The 15,722-nt window shown below is 66.9% G+C and carries 10 protein-coding genes and 1 riboswitch; of the genes, 1 reads left to right on the top strand and 9 read right to left on the bottom strand.

The window, feature by feature from the left end:
- Positions 1-51: 51 nt before the first annotated feature.
- The 4 genes from thiE to DIE22_RS31345 are packed head-to-tail and all read right to left on the bottom strand — an operon-like array spanning position 52 to position 3,393.
- Positions 52-1,176 (bottom strand): thiamine phosphate synthase, encoded by a 1,125-nt coding sequence (gene thiE, locus DIE22_RS31360; RefSeq protein WP_124606873.1) that lies wholly within the window; start codon positions 1,174-1,176, stop codon positions 52-54.
- Positions 1,173-1,988, bottom strand: a complete 816-nt coding sequence (locus tag DIE22_RS31355; RefSeq protein WP_124501169.1) for a thiazole synthase — start codon at positions 1,986-1,988, stop codon at positions 1,173-1,175. Before DIE22_RS31355 ends, thiE begins: the two co-directional genes overlap by 4 nt.
- Positions 1,989-2,026: 38 nt before the next feature.
- A complete protein-coding gene (thiS, locus tag DIE22_RS31350) occupies positions 2,027-2,224 on the bottom strand; it encodes a sulfur carrier protein ThiS (protein WP_124501168.1) in 198 nt (65 codons plus the stop codon).
- 32 nt (positions 2,225-2,256) lie between these two features.
- Complete coding sequence (locus DIE22_RS31345; RefSeq protein WP_124501167.1) at positions 2,257-3,393, bottom strand: FAD-dependent oxidoreductase; 1,137 nt, start codon at positions 3,391-3,393, stop codon at positions 2,257-2,259.
- A gap of 234 nt (positions 3,394-3,627) precedes the next feature.
- Positions 3,628-3,751: riboswitch (TPP riboswitch) on the bottom strand.
- Between the two features lie 269 nt (positions 3,752-4,020).
- Here DIE22_RS31345 and DIE22_RS31340 point away from each other — a divergent pair.
- The gene (locus DIE22_RS31340) at positions 4,021-5,790 is read left to right on the top strand and encodes an ABC transporter ATP-binding protein/permease (protein ID WP_124501166.1); all 1,770 of its coding nucleotides are present in this window, start codon (positions 4,021-4,023) and stop codon (positions 5,788-5,790) included.
- Between the two features lie 65 nt (positions 5,791-5,855).
- Here the strand turns inward: DIE22_RS31340 and thpR are convergent, their stop codons facing one another.
- The 5 genes from thpR to DIE22_RS31315 all read right to left on the bottom strand — a co-directional run bounded on the left by thpR (position 5,856) and on the right by DIE22_RS31315 (position 15,527).
- Positions 5,856-6,404: an RNA 2',3'-cyclic phosphodiesterase gene (thpR, locus tag DIE22_RS31335; protein WP_124501165.1), complete on the bottom strand. Its 549-nt coding sequence runs from the start codon at positions 6,402-6,404 to the stop codon at positions 5,856-5,858.
- A complete protein-coding gene (locus tag DIE22_RS31330; RefSeq protein ID WP_124606872.1) occupies positions 6,401-7,891 on the bottom strand; it encodes a sodium:alanine symporter family protein in 1,491 nt (496 codons plus the stop codon). The genes thpR and DIE22_RS31330 overlap by 4 nt, the downstream gene beginning before the upstream one ends.
- 601 nt (positions 7,892-8,492) lie before the next feature.
- Positions 8,493-8,987: an RICIN domain-containing protein gene (locus DIE22_RS31325; protein WP_124501163.1), complete on the bottom strand. Its 495-nt coding sequence runs from the start codon at positions 8,985-8,987 to the stop codon at positions 8,493-8,495.
- A gap of 284 nt (positions 8,988-9,271) precedes the next feature.
- Positions 9,272-10,738 carry a glutamate synthase subunit beta gene (locus DIE22_RS31320; protein ID WP_124501162.1) on the bottom strand — a complete coding sequence of 489 codons (1,467 nt, stop codon included), beginning with the start codon at positions 10,736-10,738 and terminating at the stop codon, positions 9,272-9,274.
- A gap of 85 nt (positions 10,739-10,823) precedes the next feature.
- Entirely contained in the window at positions 10,824-15,527 is a 4,704-nt protein-coding gene (locus DIE22_RS31315) for a glutamate synthase-related protein (protein WP_124501161.1), read from the bottom strand.
- Positions 15,528-15,722: the final 195 nt, after the last annotated feature.

The raw sequence follows: 15,722 nt of genomic DNA, 5'->3' as shown, positions 1-15,722 counted from the left end.
TTATAGGGCCTGCATTGGAATGATGTCGTGACGCCGTTCCGGGCCCTGCGGTCAATGATTGTCAAATTGTCGGGCAAAACATTGCTGCAATGCAACAATTGCCGCCCGATAATCGCTGGCGCCCGTGACCGCACTGACGACCGCGACGCTGCCGACGCCCGTCGCCAGCACGTCCGGCAATGCGTCGAGCCCCACGCCGCCGATCGCGACGAGCGGCGCCCGCGCCCCGGCGAAGCGTGCATAGCGGGCGATCCGCGCGAGGCCCTGCGGCGGCGCCGCGACCGCCTTGGTCGCGGTCGCATACACGGGACCGAGCGCCAGGTAGCTCGGGCGCTCGTGCAAGGCGCGCAACATTTCGTAATAGCCGTGGCTCGACAGCCCGAGCCGCAGGCCGGCGCGCGCGATCGCGGCCAGATCGGCCGTCTCGAGGTCTTCCTGCCCCAGATGGACGCCGTACGCACCCTCTTCTACCGCGATCTGCCAGTGATCGTTGATGAACACACGCGCATCGGGATAGCGGCGCCCGGCCGCGACCGCACGCGCGACTTCGCGGCGCAACGCGTCGGGGTTCGTGCCTTTCACGCGCAGCTGCACGGTCCGCGCGCCGCAATCAAGCACCCGCTCGACCCATTCGGCATCCGGGACGACCGGATAGAGGCCGAGTTGCGCGGGGCACGGCGGAAATGCGGGCTCGGGCGCGGCGGCCAGATCGGCGACGCGCGGGAACCGCGCGGCGTCGACCGGCCACGCATCCGCGCCGCGCGTTTCGTCGCCGTCACGCCACGCCAGCGCGAGCACCAGCGCGTCGATCGGCGCGAAACCGCAATCGAGGAACGCGGCGAGCGCCGCGATCCAGTCGTCGGCGAGCGGATGCGCGGCTTCCAGCGCGTAGCGCACGCCCGCGGCATGCAGCGCCGCGCCGTGCTCGTCGAACTCGATCGCGACCGCGTCCGGCGACGCGGGGCGCGATGCGGCCGACGCGCGCGCCTGCGCGGCACGGTCGCCGGCCGACACGATCAGCACGTCGCCGCCGGCCGGCACGTCGGGCGCCGCGACGCACAGTCGCCACGGCGTCGTGCCGCTCGGCCAGTCGCCGAGGCGGGCACGAATCCGCTCGGCCGCTTCGGCCAGCTCGTCGGCCGGCGGCCAGAAGGCATCGGCGAAGCGCGCGCTCATGCACCGCCCCCGTCCTGGTGCCAGAACGGCATCCCGACCACCGGCGTGCTCGCGTGCGCGGTATCGCGCGCATCCATCGGCCCGGCGAGATAGGCCGCACGGCCGGCCTCGACGCCCTGCGCGAACGCGCGCGCCATGATCTCCGGGTGCGTGGCCTGCGACACGGCCGTGTTCAGCAGCACGCCGTCGAAGCCCCATTCCATGACCTGGCACGCATGCGACGGCACGCCGAGCCCGGCGTCGACGATCAGCGGCACGTCCGGCAGCCGCTCGCGCAGCACGCGCAGCCCGTACGGGTTCACGACGCCCTTGCCGGTGCCGATCGGCGCGCCCCACGGCATCAGCGCCTCGCAGCCGGCGTCGAGCAGGCGCCGGCCGATCACGAGATCCTCGGTGCAGTACGGCAGCACCTTGAAGCCGTCCTTGACCAGTTGCGCGGCCGCCTCGATCAGCCCGACCGGGTCGGGCTGCAGCGTGTAGTCGTCGCCGATCAGCTCGAGCTTGATCCAGTCGGTGTCGAAAACCTCGCGCGCCATGTGCGCGGTCGTCACCGCCTCGGCGACGGTCTGGCAGCCGGCCGTGTTCGGCAGCAGCGGCACCGCGTGGTGCTTGAGCAGGTCGAAGAAGCCGGCCTCGGCGGTGCCGCCGGTCATCTGGCGGCGCAGCGCGACCGTCACCATCCCGGGTCGCGACGCGGCGATCGAATCGGACAGCGACTGCAGCGACGGATAGCGCGACGTGCCGAGCAGCACGCGGCTTGCGAAGGTTTCGCCGTACAGCGTCAGCGCGTCGGCGGAAGTGAGGGACGTCATGTCGTTTTCCTGGAAGAGCGGGGGCGAACCGGCGGCGCTCAGCCGCCCGCGACGGGGTGCACCACGTCGAGCTTGTCGCCCGTCGCAAGCGCGCGCGCCGCATGCTGCGTGCGCGCGACGAAATTGCCGTTCAGCGCGACCGCGTATGGCGGACGCGCGCCGTATGCGGCCAGCGCGTCGGCCACCGTCGCGCCGTCGGGCAGCGTCAGGGTCAGTTGGTTGATCTGGATATCCATGAGGCTTGATCGAATTCGGTCGGCGGCGCGCGTCAGGCCGGCTGGCGCGCGTCGTCGCGGTGATGGAGGAGCGCCGGCCAGCGCGCGGCATCGCGCCACGCGGCGAATGCGTCGGCGTCACCGAACGCGCCGCCGAGCGCGGCTTCGGCAAACGCGACCGCCGCGTGCGCGACTTCCGGCGCGATCATGAAGCCGTGCCGGTACAGGCCGTTGACGGCGAGCGTCGTCGCACCGTCCCAGATCACTGCCGGGCGGTGGTCGGGCAGCGTCGGGCGGCACTGCGCATTGAGTTCGAGGATGCGTGCCTCGCCGAACGCCGGATGCACGGAGAACGCCGCGCTCAGCAGTTCGAGCGCGGAACGCACGCTGACGGGCGACATGTCCTCGCCCTCCACCTCGGTCGCGCCGATTACGTACAGGTCGTCCTGTTTCGGCGCGATGTACAGCGGATAGCGCGGATGCAGCAGCCGCACGGGCCGCGTGAGCCCGATGCCGGGCGCGCGCACGCGTGCGACTTCACCGCGGATCCCGCGCAGCGCGGGCAGCGCGGGTTTCGCGCCGAGCCCGCGGCAATCGATCGTGAAATGCGCGTCGGGCCGGTTCGCGTCGTCGATCGTCGCGTGCCAGTGCAATTCGACGCCGCGCTGCGCGAGGCCCGCCGCGAGCGCGCGCAGCGCCTGACGGTTGTCGAGCTGCCCTTCGCGCGGCAGCATCAGGCCGCGCGCGAAGCGCCCCGCGAGCGCGGGCTCGGCCGCGTCGACCTGCGCGCCGGCCAGCGCGACGAAGCCGCCGTCGAACAGCTCGGCCGGCGCGTTCGCGCGCACGCGCCGCTCGAACAGCGGCGCCTCCGCGCGATCCGCGTGATGCCAGACGACGAGCGTGCCGTGATGCTGGAAAAACACCGGTTCGGGCAGTTCCGCGAGCCATTGCGGCCAGCGCGCGAGCGATGCGACGCCGAGCTCGGTGATCAGCAACTCGGCGCTCGCCGCCTCGGCGAGCGGCGCGAGCATCGCCGCAGCGATCCACGCGGCCGACTGCTCGCCGTCGGGGCCGCCGCGCTCGTACAGCGCGACGCGATGCCCGTCGCCCGCGAGCCGCCACGCGATCAGGCGGCCGACGAGGCCGCCGCCGAGTACCGCGAAATCCGGCCGGGAAACGTGGACGTTCATCGCGTGCCCTCCCCGCGAACCGCGCGGGCCCGTGCGACAGACATCGACGCGCACGCGCCGTCCCGTGCCAACGCACGCGACAGCGGTTCGGGAACAGCGCAAAAGACTGAAGATTGAGCGGTCATCATTCCTTCCGTAACGCGCAATGCGCGTACCCAAAAGGACGAAACCGGCAGCAAAGGCCGGCCGGGCGGGACTCGGGCGCTGACCATGTGGGATGGCAGCCAGCGCGGCCCGGCGGGATCAGAAACTTCCCTCGCCGGTATTACCCGGATCGGGTGCGAAGGGTCTTTCTCAGCCTCGCCGCGTCGCCCGGAATGACCCGTCGGCCGCGCTCGAAGCACCCCTGTTTCGTCGTCGGCCATTAGACCATAAAAGCGGAAAGCGCCGCAAACTGTCCCCCATGCGGCAAATTCGCCGTCGCGTCGCGCCGCTCTGGCACAATGCCCGCAGGCCGGCCGCGCGAGCGGCCGGTTGCCGCGTCACCGCCGGCCTTAAGTGCCGTTTAAGATGCGCGGGCCACCATCCGTGCGCCCGCCGTCAGTCGGCACCTCGTCCCGGCATGCCGTATCGCGGCGCGCGCCCGGCTTCGCCCGGCCCGCGCGCCGGCTACTCATCAGGAAGCACATGACCCAATCGATCGATCCCGTCCGCTCCGTCTCCGACGCGCCGCAGGACGAGCGCCCGGTATCCGCATGGAGCCTCATCAAGCCCTACTGGGTGTCGTCCGAATGGAAAACCGCATGGGGGCTGTTGCTCACGATCATCGTGATCAACCTCTGTGTGGTCTGGATCAACGTCAAGCTCAACAAGTGGAACGCGCAGTTCTACAACGCGCTGCAGTCGAAGGACGTCCACGACTTCCCGAACCTGCTGATGCAGTTCTCCGCGCTCGCGTTCGGCTTCATCATCCTCGCGGTGTACGGCCGCTACCTGCGGCAGATGCTCGGGTTCCGCTGGCGCCAGTGGCTCACCGATCGCTTTCTCGCCCAGTGGCTCGGCGATCGCGCGTTCTACCGGATCGAACGCGACCGCCTCGCCGACAACCCCGACCAGCGGATCACCGACGACCTCCAGTCGTTCGCGACGACGACGCTCGCGCTGTCGCTCGACCTGCTGTCGACGGTCGTCACGCTCGTGTCGTTCATCACGATCCTGTGGTCGCTCGCCGGCGCGCTGACGTTCTCGCTCGGCGCGACGCCGATCACGATTCCCGGCTACATGGTGTGGGCCGCCGCGCTGTACGCGGTGGTCGGCTCGCTGATCATCCAGAAGGTCGGCCACCCGCTCGTGTCGATCAACTACCAGCAGCAGCGCGTCGAGGCCGATTTCCGCTTCGGGCTGATTCGCGTGCGGGAGAACGCCGAGCAGATCGCGTTCTACGACGGCGAGCAAACCGAGACCGGCAACGCGCAGAGCCTGTTCATGCGCATTCGCGACAACTGGTGGCGCGTGATGAAGTACACGAAGCGCCTCACGTTCGTGCTGAGCTTCTACGGCCAGATCGCGATCATCTTCCCGCTCGTCGTCGCGGCGCCGCGCTATTTCGCGGGCGCGTTCTCGTTCGGCGTGCTGATGCAGATCTCGTCCGCGTTCGGCACCGTCAGCGATTCGTTCTCGTGGTTCATCAACAGTTACTCGACCCTCGTCGAATGGCGCGCCACCGTCAACCGTCTGCGCGAATTCAAGCGCGTGATGGGTACGTCGCACCTGAAGGAAAGCCTGTCTCCCGCGACCGAGCACGGCGGCATCAACCTGCACTACGTCGATGCCGCGAAGCTGTCGACGTCGTCGCTGAAGCTCGCGCTGCCGAACGGCAATGCACTCGCCAACATCGGCAACGTGACGATCGAACCCGGCTCGCGCTGGCTCGTGATCGGCAAGTCGGGCTCCGGCAAGAGCACGTTCATGCGCGCGCTCGCGGGCCTGTGGCCGTTCGGCGACGGCGCGATCGACGCGCCGGTCGGCGCGCGGATGATGTTCGTGCCGCAGACGAGCTACTTGCCGATCGGCACGCTGAAGGCCGCGCTCACCTACCCGGCCACGCCCGACGCGTTCACCGACGATGCCTGCCGCGACGCGCTGCGCGCGTGCCGCCTCGAAGACTACGTCGGGCGCCTCGACGAGACCGCGCACTGGACGCGCGTGCTGTCGCCGGGCGAACAGCAGCGCCTCGCCGGCGCGCGCGTGCTGCTGCACAAGCCGGACTTCCTGTTCCTCGACGAAGCGACGAGCGCGCTCGACGCCGACAACGAAGCGCGGCTCTATCACCTGTTCGCCGAACGGCTGCCGAAGGCCGCGATCGTCAGCATTGCGCATCGCGAGTCGCTGGCCGCGTTCCACGTCGGCACGATCAACGTCGAGCGCGTGCACGACAGCGACAAGGTCGCCGCGTAACCGCAAAACAAAATGCCGGCGCATGCGGCGCCGGCCTTCTCGTCCTCGTCCTGCCCGCCGTCCTGCTACGCCGGCGCGACCGGCACCGACACGATCGGCACATGCGACACGCCGTCGTGCGACAGCCGGCTTTCAAATAGCGTCAGCGCGCCGAAACGCACCGCGACCGGCCGCCCGGTCGCGCCGCCGTGTGCGGGCTGCCCATCCGCATTGCGCGGCAGCCGCGCGAGCGTGACGTGCGGCCGGAACGGCCGGCGGTCGGCCGGCACGCCCAGTTCGCGCAGCAGCGCGGACAAGTCGGCATTCAGCGCCGCACACGCGGGCTCGACCGCGAGTTCCGCGACGATCAGCCGCGCACGCGGCAGGCTCGGCCACCACGCAATCCGCTCGACCGGCTGCAACGGCAGCGCATGCGCGGCCGCGAGCGCCGGCAGGCGCGCGGCCAGCGCGTCGCAACGCGCACGTTCGATCGCGCCGATGAACGCGAGCGTCACGTGCAGTTGCGCAGGCGATGTGCGGCGCGCGCCACGCGTGACCGGCAACGCGTGCAGCGCGTCGCGCGATGCCGTGTCAGGCATCAGCGCGACGAACGCACGGAGCCGGTCGCCGTTCATGACTCGCGCACCGCCACGCGCACTTCGGCGGTCGCCTCGGCCGAAGCCGGACGCTGCGGCAGCGGGCCGTGCTCGCCCCACACGTCGGCCGGCAGCACGCGGGCGAGCTCGGGAATCGTGTTGCGGGTGAACACCGGTTCGGCGATACCCTGCGCGCGCTGCTGGCGATAGTCGCGCCACGCGGCGTGCGCATACTTGCCGAGCGCGAGGATCGCGACCAGGTTGATGATCGCCATCAGCCCCATGCTCGTATCGGCCATCGCCCACACGAGCGGCAGTTGCCCGACGCTGCCGAACATCACCATGCCGAGCACCGCGATACGGAACAGCGGCAGCACGCCGCGCCGCTTCGTGATGAATTCGACGTTGCCTTCCGCATACGCGTAGTTGCCGATCACCGACGAGTACGCGAAGAAGAAGATCGCGACGGCCATGTAGATACCGCCCCAGTCGCCGACGTGGCTCGCGATCGCGCGCTGCGTGAGCGCCGCGCCTGCCATGCCGGTACCGAGTTCGTACTGGCCCGACAGCAGGATCACGAACGCGGTCGCGCTGCAGATCACGATGGTGTCGACGAACACGCCGAGCATCTGGATCAACCCCTGCACGACCGGATGCCGCACGCTGGCGGTCGCGGCCGCGTTCGGCGCGCTGCCCATGCCGGCCTCGTTCGAGAACAGCCCGCGCTTCACGCCCATCGCGACTGCCTGGCTGACCGCATAGCCGGTCAGGCCACCCGCCGCGTGCTCGAGCCCGAACGCGCTCTTCACGATCAGCGCGATCACGCCCGGCACCAGCGCAACGTGCGTCGCGACCGCGTAGATCGCCAGCGCGAGGTAGCCGATCGCCATCACCGGCACGATCACCTGCGCGACCGATGCGATGCGGCGAATCCCGCCGAAGATGAGCGGCGCGGTGAGCAGCACGAGGCCGAGGCCGACCGTCTCGCGGCTCCACCCGAACGACGTATGAAATGCATCGGCGATCGCATTGGCCTGCACCGCGTTGAACACGAAGCCGAACGCGAGAATCAGCGACAGCGAGAACAGCACGCCGAAGCCGCGCGAACGCAAGCCCGTCTGGATGTAGTACGCGGGGCCGCCGCGATAGCTGCCGTCCGGGTGCGACACCTTGAAGATCTGTGCGAGGGTCGCCTCGACGAACGCGGACGACATCCCGACGAGCGCCGTCATCCACATCCAGAAGATCGCGCCCGGCCCGCCGACCGTCAGCGCGACCGCGACGCCGGCGATGTTGCCGGTGCCCACGCGGCTCGCGAGCCCGGTCGCGAACGCCTGGAACGACGAGATGCTGCCCGGCTCGCCCTTGCTGCCGACCAGCTTCATGCTGAGGAGCAGCGCCTTCAGCTGGATCATCCGGAACCGCAGCGTGAACCACGCGCCCACGCCGAGCAGCAGCGCAATCAACACGTAGTTCCACAGCACGCCGTTGACGGCGTCGATCAGCCCTTGCACGAATGCTTCCATCCAGAGTCCTTGTAAATGGGGTCAGTCATATGCGTCGGCCGCGCGAATGCGGCCGACGGGGCGACATGATATGACAGTTTCCAAGGATTATTACAAAATGAAAGGAAGCGGAATTGCGGAAAATCGACGCCCGATGTGATCAGGTTAGGCGACGCTTCGTGAAAATGCGGCATGCGGCGGCAAGGGAACGGCGGCTGATGCACGCGGGGACCGACGTCCCGCCCGGCCCATACGCGGTATTGCGCACGGGGCCTGGCTCAGCGGCCAAGCAGCGATCCGCAGCGGAAATACCGCGACGGGAATTCGCGACCTCCGACACCCGGAAACATTAACAATAGCGGGTCGCCAAACAGGAATTCCGGGGGAAAATGAGGTCCGGCATTAAGCGTGCTTTTCTTGTTACCCGTTAATCATGACAGGTGTCTCGAAAAACCGGGCACGGTAAAGACGAAATGCATCTGGCAAACCGGAAGCGCCCCCATGATTCCGGTTTATTGCCGTTGCAGCATTCGCACGTCGGCAAGGGTGGCGACACGCGGGAGTCAGGCGGCGCTGGCCGCCCCGGGCATCCTCTACCCATGGCGGCCACAACAAACAATCCTTATGCTCGTAGCGATTGCGGCGCTCTCTCGGCTACTGCCTGGAAGGCAGGAACCACAGTCCATTGTTGCGCGAACGTTCCGTTGTAGGGGTACGCCCAGACGAGGTTGTCGGCTTGCAGGCTATCGTAGTGATCGTCGAACACGAGGCTCGTATTCGCGAGGGATGTGATATATCCGGGGCGAATCGATATGCTCCACCGCTGCGAAGGCGCTCCGGTGAACGGTCGCAGGACCAGCGGGGTTTCGGGGGCGACCTTGCCGTCATTGAAGTCGACCGCCAGTTTGCCGCCGCCATTGTATTCGCTGAAATCCAGAATGATGGCACCGTGGGTCGGATCATAGTCCCACAGGGTCTGCACATTCGGGTCGGTGAGATAGCGCAGTTGCAGCGGAGCGTTGGGGCCGATCACGCTGCCGTTGGTATTGTTCTGGGCAACGCCGAGGACACGGGTGGGATCCTGCGTAAACTGAATCGATATCGACATATACGCCATGATTTTCTCCAAAAATTATGAAAACCAGACCTTTCTCAGTTGCCCGAATTAACCAGGCGAAAATTACTATAGGCGGCGACAGACCTCGATTCAACCTCCACCTTAATATCCCTATCTATATTTTTATTTTTATAAATTGTCGATTTAATTGATGCCGAATTGAATTATTGGCTATGCCGGGGGAAATTCCTCCAGGCGGCCACCTTGTCATCAGGCGTCGATAAAAAAACCGGACGCCCTCTCGGACGCCCGGTTTTCATCGAAACCCGCTCGAGCGATTCAGCTCAGCGCGGCAGTTCCGAATGCCCCATCAGATACGCGTCGACCGAACGTGCGCACTGGCGGCCTTCGCGGATCGCCCAGACGACGAGCGACTGGCCGCGACGCATGTCGCCTGCCGCGAACACCTTGTCGACCGACGTGTAGTACGAGCGGTCGCCTTCGGTTGCCGCACGCGCGTTGCCGCGGGCATCCTTCGCGACGCCGAACGCCTCGAGCACGGTGGCGGCCGGCTGCGTGAAGCCCATCGCGAGCAGCACGAGGTCGGCCTTCATCTCGAACTCGGAGCCCGGCACTTCCTGCATCTTGCCGTCCTTCCACTCGACGCGCACCGCGATCAGCTTCTCGACCTTGCCGTTCTTGCCTTCGAGACGTTTCGTCGCGACCGCCCAGTCACGCTCGCAGCCCTCTTCGTGCGACGACGACGTGCGCAGCTTGATCGGCCAGTACGGCCACACGAGCGGCTTGTTTTCCTCTTCCGGCGGCTGCGGCAGCAGCTCGAACTGCGTGACCTGCTTCGCGCCGTGACGGTTCGACGTGCCGACGCAGTCCGAACCCGTATCGCCGCCGCCGATCACGATCACGTGCTTGCCCTTCGCGAGCAACTGGTCGACGAGCTTGTCGCCCGCATTCACGCGGTTCTGCTGCGGCAGGAAGTCCATCGCGAAATGGACGCCGGCGAGCTCGCGGCCCGGCACCGGCAGGTCGCGCGGCGTTTCCGAACCGCCCGCGATCACGACCGCGTCGAATTCTTCCTTCAGCTTCTCCGGCGAAATGGTTTCCTTCGCGAGGCTGCCGATCGACTCGGGCAGCGGATCCTTGCCGATGAACACGCTGGTGCGGAACGTCACGCCTTCCGCTTCCATCTGGCGCATGCGGCGATCGATCAGCCACTTCTCGAGCTTGAAGTCGGGGATCCCGTAACGCAGCAGGCCGCCGATGCGATCGTTCTTCTCGAACACCGTCACGTCGTGGCCGGCGCGTGCGAGCTGCTGCGCGACGGCGAGGCCCGCGGGGCCCGAACCGACGACCGCGACCTTCTTGCCCGTCTTGTGCTCGGCCGGAAGCGGCTTCACCCAGCCTTCCGCCCAGGCCTTGTCGATGATCGCGTGCTCGAGCGACTTGATGCCGACCGGATCGTCGTTGATCCCGAGCGTGCAGGCTGCCTCGCACGGCGCCGGGCAGATGCGGCCCGTGAACTCGGGGAAGTTGTTGGTCGAATGCAGGACTTCGATCGCCTGCTGCCAGTCCTGGCGGTAAACGAGATCGTTGAAGTCCGGGATGATGTTGTTGACCGGGCAGCCGTTGTTGCAGAACGGGATGCCGCAGTCCATGCAGCGCGCGCCCTGGACCTTCGCGTCCGCGTCGGTCAGCGCCGCGACGAATTCCTTGTAGTGCTTCACGCGCGTGAGCGGTGCTTCGTACGCCTCGTGGCGGCGTTCGAACTCCAGAAAACCGGTTGCCTTGCCCATAAGGTGCTCTTCTGTTCGGTGTATCGAGTGGGGGAGCCGCGCGCGGCAATCAAGCGCGCGCGGCATTCGCTATGTCGTTCGTCGCTCAGGCGGCCAGCACTTCCTTCGCCGCCTTCTTCGCACCGATCTCGCCCAGCGCGCGCTTGTATTCGTGCGGGAACACCTTCACGAACTGGCGGCGCGCCGCGTCCCAGTTTTCCAGCAGCGACTTCGCGCGCGGCGAACCCGTGAACTGGAAATGACGCTCGACGAGCCCCTTGAGCAGCGCTTCGTCCGTCGTGCCCGCGTGCCAGAGTGCGCGGTCGACCGTGCGCTCCTGCTCGGCCTGCTGCAGCACCGGCTCGAGCGCGACCATCGACTTGTTGCACTTCGCCGCGAACGTGCCTTCCGGATCGTAGATGTACGCGAGACCGCCCGACATGCCGGCCGCGAAGTTGCGCCCGGTTTCGCCGAGCACGACCACCGTGCCGCCCGTCATGTATTCGCAACCATGGTCGCCCGTGCCTTCGACGACCGCCGTCGCGCCCGAGTTGCGCACGCAGAAGCGCTCGCCCGCGACGCCGCGGAAGAACGATTCGCCTTCGATCGCGCCGTACATCACCGTGTTGCCGCAGATGATGTTTTCCTCGGACTTGCCGCGGAAGTCGTTGGTCGGACGGATAATGATCCGGCCGCCCGACAGACCCTTGCCGACGTAGTCGTTGCCGTCGCCGACGAGGTCGAGCGTCACGCCCTTCGCGAGGAACGCGCCGAAGCTCTGGCCGGCCGTGCCCTTCAGCTGGATGTGCACCGCGTCGTCGGCCAGGCCGTCGTGGCCGTGCTTCTTCGCGATCACGCCCGACAGCATCGCGCCGACGGTACGGTTCACGTTGCGCACCGGCTGGATGAACGACACATGCTCGCCGTTCTCGATCGCGGCCTTCGCCTTCTCGATCAGCACGTGGTCGAGCGCACGCTCGAGGCCGTGATCCTGCACGTCGACGTGACGCGGCGCGACGTCCTCGCACTCTTCCGGCTGGTAGAACACGCGCGAGAAGTCGAGGCCCTTCGCCTTCCAGTGCTCGATGCCCTTGCGCGTATCGAGCAGGTCGGCGCGGCCGATCAGGTCGTCGAACTTCGCGACGCCGAGCTGCGCCATGATCTCGCGCACTTCCTCGGCGACGAAGAAGAAGTAGTTCACGACGTGCTCGGGCTGGCCCTTGAACTTCGCACGCAGCACCGGATCCTGCGTCGCGACACCGACCGGGCACGTATTCAGGTGGCACTTGCGCATCATGATGCAGCCTTCGACGACGAGCGGTGCCGTCGCGAAGCCGAATTCGTCCGCGCCGAGCAGCGCGCCGATCACGACGTCGCGGCCCGTCTTCATCTGGCCGTCGGCCTGCACGCGGATCCGGCCGCGCAGGCGGTTCAGCACCAGCGTCTGTTGCGTTTCGGCAAGGCCGAGCTCCCACGGCGTGCCCGCATGCTTGACCGACGACAGCGGCGATGCGCCCGTGCCGCCGTCATGGCCCGCGATCACGACGTGATCGGCCTTCGCCTTCGCGACACCGGCCGCGACCGTGCCGACGCCGACTTCCGACACCAGCTTCACCGAGATGCTCGAGCTCGGGTTCACGTTCTTCAGGTCGTGGATCAGCTGCGCCAGATCCTCGATCGAGTAGATGTCGTGGTGCGGCGGCGGCGAGATCAGGCCGACGCCCGGCACCGAGTAACGCAGCTTGCCGATGTATTCCGACACCTTGTGGCCCGGCAGCTGTCCGCCTTCGCCCGGCTTCGCGCCCTGCGCCATCTTGATCTGGATCTGGTCGGCCGACGCGAGGTACTCGGCGGTGACGCCGAAGCGGCCCGACGCGACCTGCTTGATCTTCGAGCGCAGCGAATCGCCGTCCTTCAGCGGAATGTCGCTGACGATCTCGTCGCCGATCACCGACTTCAGCGTCTCGCCCGACTTGATCGGAATGCCGCGCAGCTCGTTGCGATAGCGCTTCTCGTCCTCGCCGCCCTCACCGGTGTTCGACTTGCCGCCGATCCGGTTCATCGCGATCGCGAGCGTCGCGTGGGCTTCGGTGCTGATCGAACCAAGCGACATCGCGCCCGTCGCGAAGCGCTTGACGATGTCCTTCGCCGGCTCGACGTCGTCGATCGGGATGGCCTTGGTCGGCTCGACCTTGAACTCGAACAGGCCGCGGAACGTCATGTGACGCTTGGTCTGGTCGTTGATCAGGTGCGCGTATTCCTTGTACGTCTGGTACGAGTTGCTGCGCGTCGCGTGCTGGAGCTTCGCGATCGAATCCGGTGTCCACATGTGGTCTTCGCCGCGCACGCGGTACGCGTACTCGCCGCCCGCGTCGAGCATGTCGCGCAGGACCGGGCTGTCGCCGAATGCATCGCGGTGCAGGCGGATCGCTTCTTCCGCGACTTCGAACAGGCCGATGCCGCCGACCTTCGAAGCCGTGCCCTTGAAGTACTTCTCGACGAGGTCGCTCGACAGGCCGAGCGCTTCGAAGATCTGCGCGCCCGTGTACGACATGTACGTCGAGATGCCCATCTTCGACATCACCTTCTGCAGGCCCTTGCCGACCGCCTTCGTGAAGTTGTAGACGGCCTTCTCCGGCGACAGGTCGCCCGGCAGGCCCTCGGCCATCTTCGCGAGCGTTTCCATCGCGAGGTACGGGTGCACGGCTTCCGCGCCGTAGCCCGCGAGCAGCGCGAAGTGGTGCGTTTCACGCGCCGAGCCCGTCTCGACGACGAGGCCCGTGCTCGTGCGCAGCCCTTGCTGGACGAGGTGCGTGTGGATCGCCGACGTGGCGAGCAGCGCCGGAATCGCGACGTGCTCGGCGTCCGTCTTGCGGTCCGACACGATCAGCATGTTGTAGCCCGACTTCACCGCGTCGACGGCTTCCGCGCACAGCGACGCGAGGCGTGCCTCGATGCCTTCCTTGCCCCAGGCGACCGGGTAGCAGATGTTCAGTTCGTATGCGCTGAACTTGCCGCCCGTGTACTGGTCGATCGCGCGGATCTTCGCGATGTCCTTGAAGTCGAGCACCGGCTGCGACACTTCGAGACGCATCGGCGGGTTGATGTTGTTCGTGTCGAGCAGGTTCGGCTTCGGGCCGATGAACGACACGAGCGACATGACCATGTTCTCGCGGATCGGGTCGATCGGCGGGTTCGTGACCTGGGCGAACAGTTGCTTGAAGTAGTGATAGAGCGTCTTGTTCTTGTTCGACATCACCGCGAGCGGCGAGTCGTTGCCCATCGAACCGACGGCCTCCTCACCCTGCTGCGCCATCGGCGCCATCAGGAACTTCAGGTCTTCCTGCGTGTAGCCGAACGCCTGCTGGCGGTCGAGCAGCGCGGCGCCCTGCGTGCGGCCGGCAGCGACGTCCTCGGCCTTCGGCTCGATTTCGTCGAGCTTGATGCGCACGGCGTCGATCCAGCTCTTGTACGGCTTCGCGTTCGCGAGGTTGTCCTTGAGCTCCTTGTCGTCGATGATGCGGCCGTGTTCCATGTCGATCAGGAACATCTTGCCCGGCTGCAGGCGCCACTTCTTGACGATCTTCGATTCGGGGATCGGCAGCGTGCCGGCTTCCGACGCCATGATGACGAGGTCGTCGTCGGTGACGATGTAGCGCGCCGGGCGCAGGCCGTTACGGTCGAGCGTCGCGCCGATCTGGCGGCCGTCGGTGAACGCGATCGCGGCGGGGCCGTCCCACGGCTCCATCATGGCAGCGTGGTACTCGTAGAACGCGCGGCGGTTCTCGTCCATCAGCGTGTGCTGCTCCCAGGCTTCCGGGATCATCATCATCACCGCGTGCACGAGCGGGTAGCCGGCCATCACCAGCAGTTCGAGACAGTTGTCGAACGATGCCGTGTCGGACTGGCCCGGGTAGATCAGCGGCCACAGCTTCGGCAGGTCGTCGGCGAGCACGTGCGACGCGATCGCGCCGGTACGCGCGTTCAGCCAGTTCACGTTGCCCTTCACGGTGTTGATCTCGCCGTTGTGCGCGATCATCCGGTACGGGTGAGCCAGTTCCCATGCCGGGAACGTGTTGGTCGAGAAGCGCTGGTGCACGAGCGCGAGCGCCGACACCACGCGCTCGTCCTGCAGGTCGCGGTAGTACACGCCGACCTGGCCCGCCAGCAGCAGCCCCTTGTAGACCACCGTGCGCGCCGACATCGACGGCACGAAGTATTCCTTGCCGTGCTTGAGCTTCAGCGCCTGGATGCGGTGGCTCGCGGTCTTGCGGATCACGTACAGCTTCCGCTCGAGCGCGTCCGTCACCATGATGTCCTTGCCGCGGCCGATGAAGATCTGGCGGATCAGCGGCTCGCTCGCCTTCACGGTCGGCGAGATCGGCATCGCATGGTCGACCGGCACGTCGCGCCAGCCGAGCACGACCTGCCCTTCCGCCCGCACCGTCCGCTCGAGTTCCTGCTCGCACGCGAGACGCGACGCGTTTTCCTTCGGCAGGAAGATCATCCCGACCCCATATTCGCCGGCCGGCGGCAGCGTCACGCCCTGCTTCGACATTTCCTCGCGATAGAACGCGTCCGGAACCTGGATCAGGATGCCGGCACCGTCGCCCATCAGCGGATCGGCACCGACCGCGCCGCGGTGGTCGAGGTTCTCGAGGATCTTCAGGCCCTGCTGAATGATCTCGTGGCTCTTCTTGCCCTTGATGTGAGCGACGAAGCCGACGCCGCAGGCGTCGTGTTCGTTTTGCGGGTCGTACAGACCTTGTGCGGCGGGCACCGCGGCGAGCGGCTGCTGGTGGTCGTTCATGGGGACACCGTCGTAAAGGGGCCTCGAGGGCCGTTGAACCATTTTTTTGTTGCCGTCGATCCCGCTCCCGACGGGAGACGGCACGGCCGACAGTGGTTGGGCAAGCTTCGCCCGGGCCACCGGAATTCGGAATATACGCGACGAATCAAAGGAATAGCAACAAAAACCGCTTGATCGAACCCCAATTAAAGGCAT

The sequence above is a fragment of the Burkholderia sp. Bp9142 genome, assembly GCF_003853415.1.
Lineage (GTDB): Bacteria > Pseudomonadota > Gammaproteobacteria > Burkholderiales > Burkholderiaceae > Burkholderia.
Note: the sequence above shows the minus strand (reverse complement) of the source record. Positions and strands in the feature narration are given on the sequence as shown.

Excerpts from the sequence above, each read along its gene's own strand:
- DIE22_RS31330 (WP_124606872.1), bottom strand. The coding sequence starts at position 7,891 with ATGGAAGCATTCGTGCAAGGGCTGATCGACGCCGTCAACGGCGTGCTG.
- thpR (WP_124501165.1), bottom strand. The coding sequence starts at position 6,404 with ATGAACGGCGACCGGCTCCGTGCGTTCGTCGCGCTGATGCCTGACACG.
- DIE22_RS31315 (WP_124501161.1), bottom strand. The coding sequence starts at position 15,527 with ATGAACGACCACCAGCAGCCGCTCGCCGCGGTGCCCGCCGCACAAGGT.
- DIE22_RS31355 (WP_124501169.1), bottom strand. The coding sequence starts at position 1,988 with ATGACGTCCCTCACTTCCGCCGACGCGCTGACGCTGTACGGCGAAACC.
- DIE22_RS31345 (WP_124501167.1), bottom strand. The coding sequence starts at position 3,393 with ATGAACGTCCACGTTTCCCGGCCGGATTTCGCGGTACTCGGCGGCGGC.
- DIE22_RS31340 (WP_124501166.1), top strand. The coding sequence starts at position 4,021 with ATGACCCAATCGATCGATCCCGTCCGCTCCGTCTCCGACGCGCCGCAG.
- thiE (WP_124606873.1), bottom strand. The coding sequence starts at position 1,176 with ATGAGCGCGCGCTTCGCCGATGCCTTCTGGCCGCCGGCCGACGAGCTG.
- DIE22_RS31320 (WP_124501162.1), bottom strand. The coding sequence starts at position 10,738 with ATGGGCAAGGCAACCGGTTTTCTGGAGTTCGAACGCCGCCACGAGGCG.
- DIE22_RS31325 (WP_124501163.1), bottom strand. The coding sequence starts at position 8,987 with ATGGCGTATATGTCGATATCGATTCAGTTTACGCAGGATCCCACCCGT.
- thiS (WP_124501168.1), bottom strand. The coding sequence starts at position 2,224 with ATGGATATCCAGATCAACCAACTGACCCTGACGCTGCCCGACGGCGCG.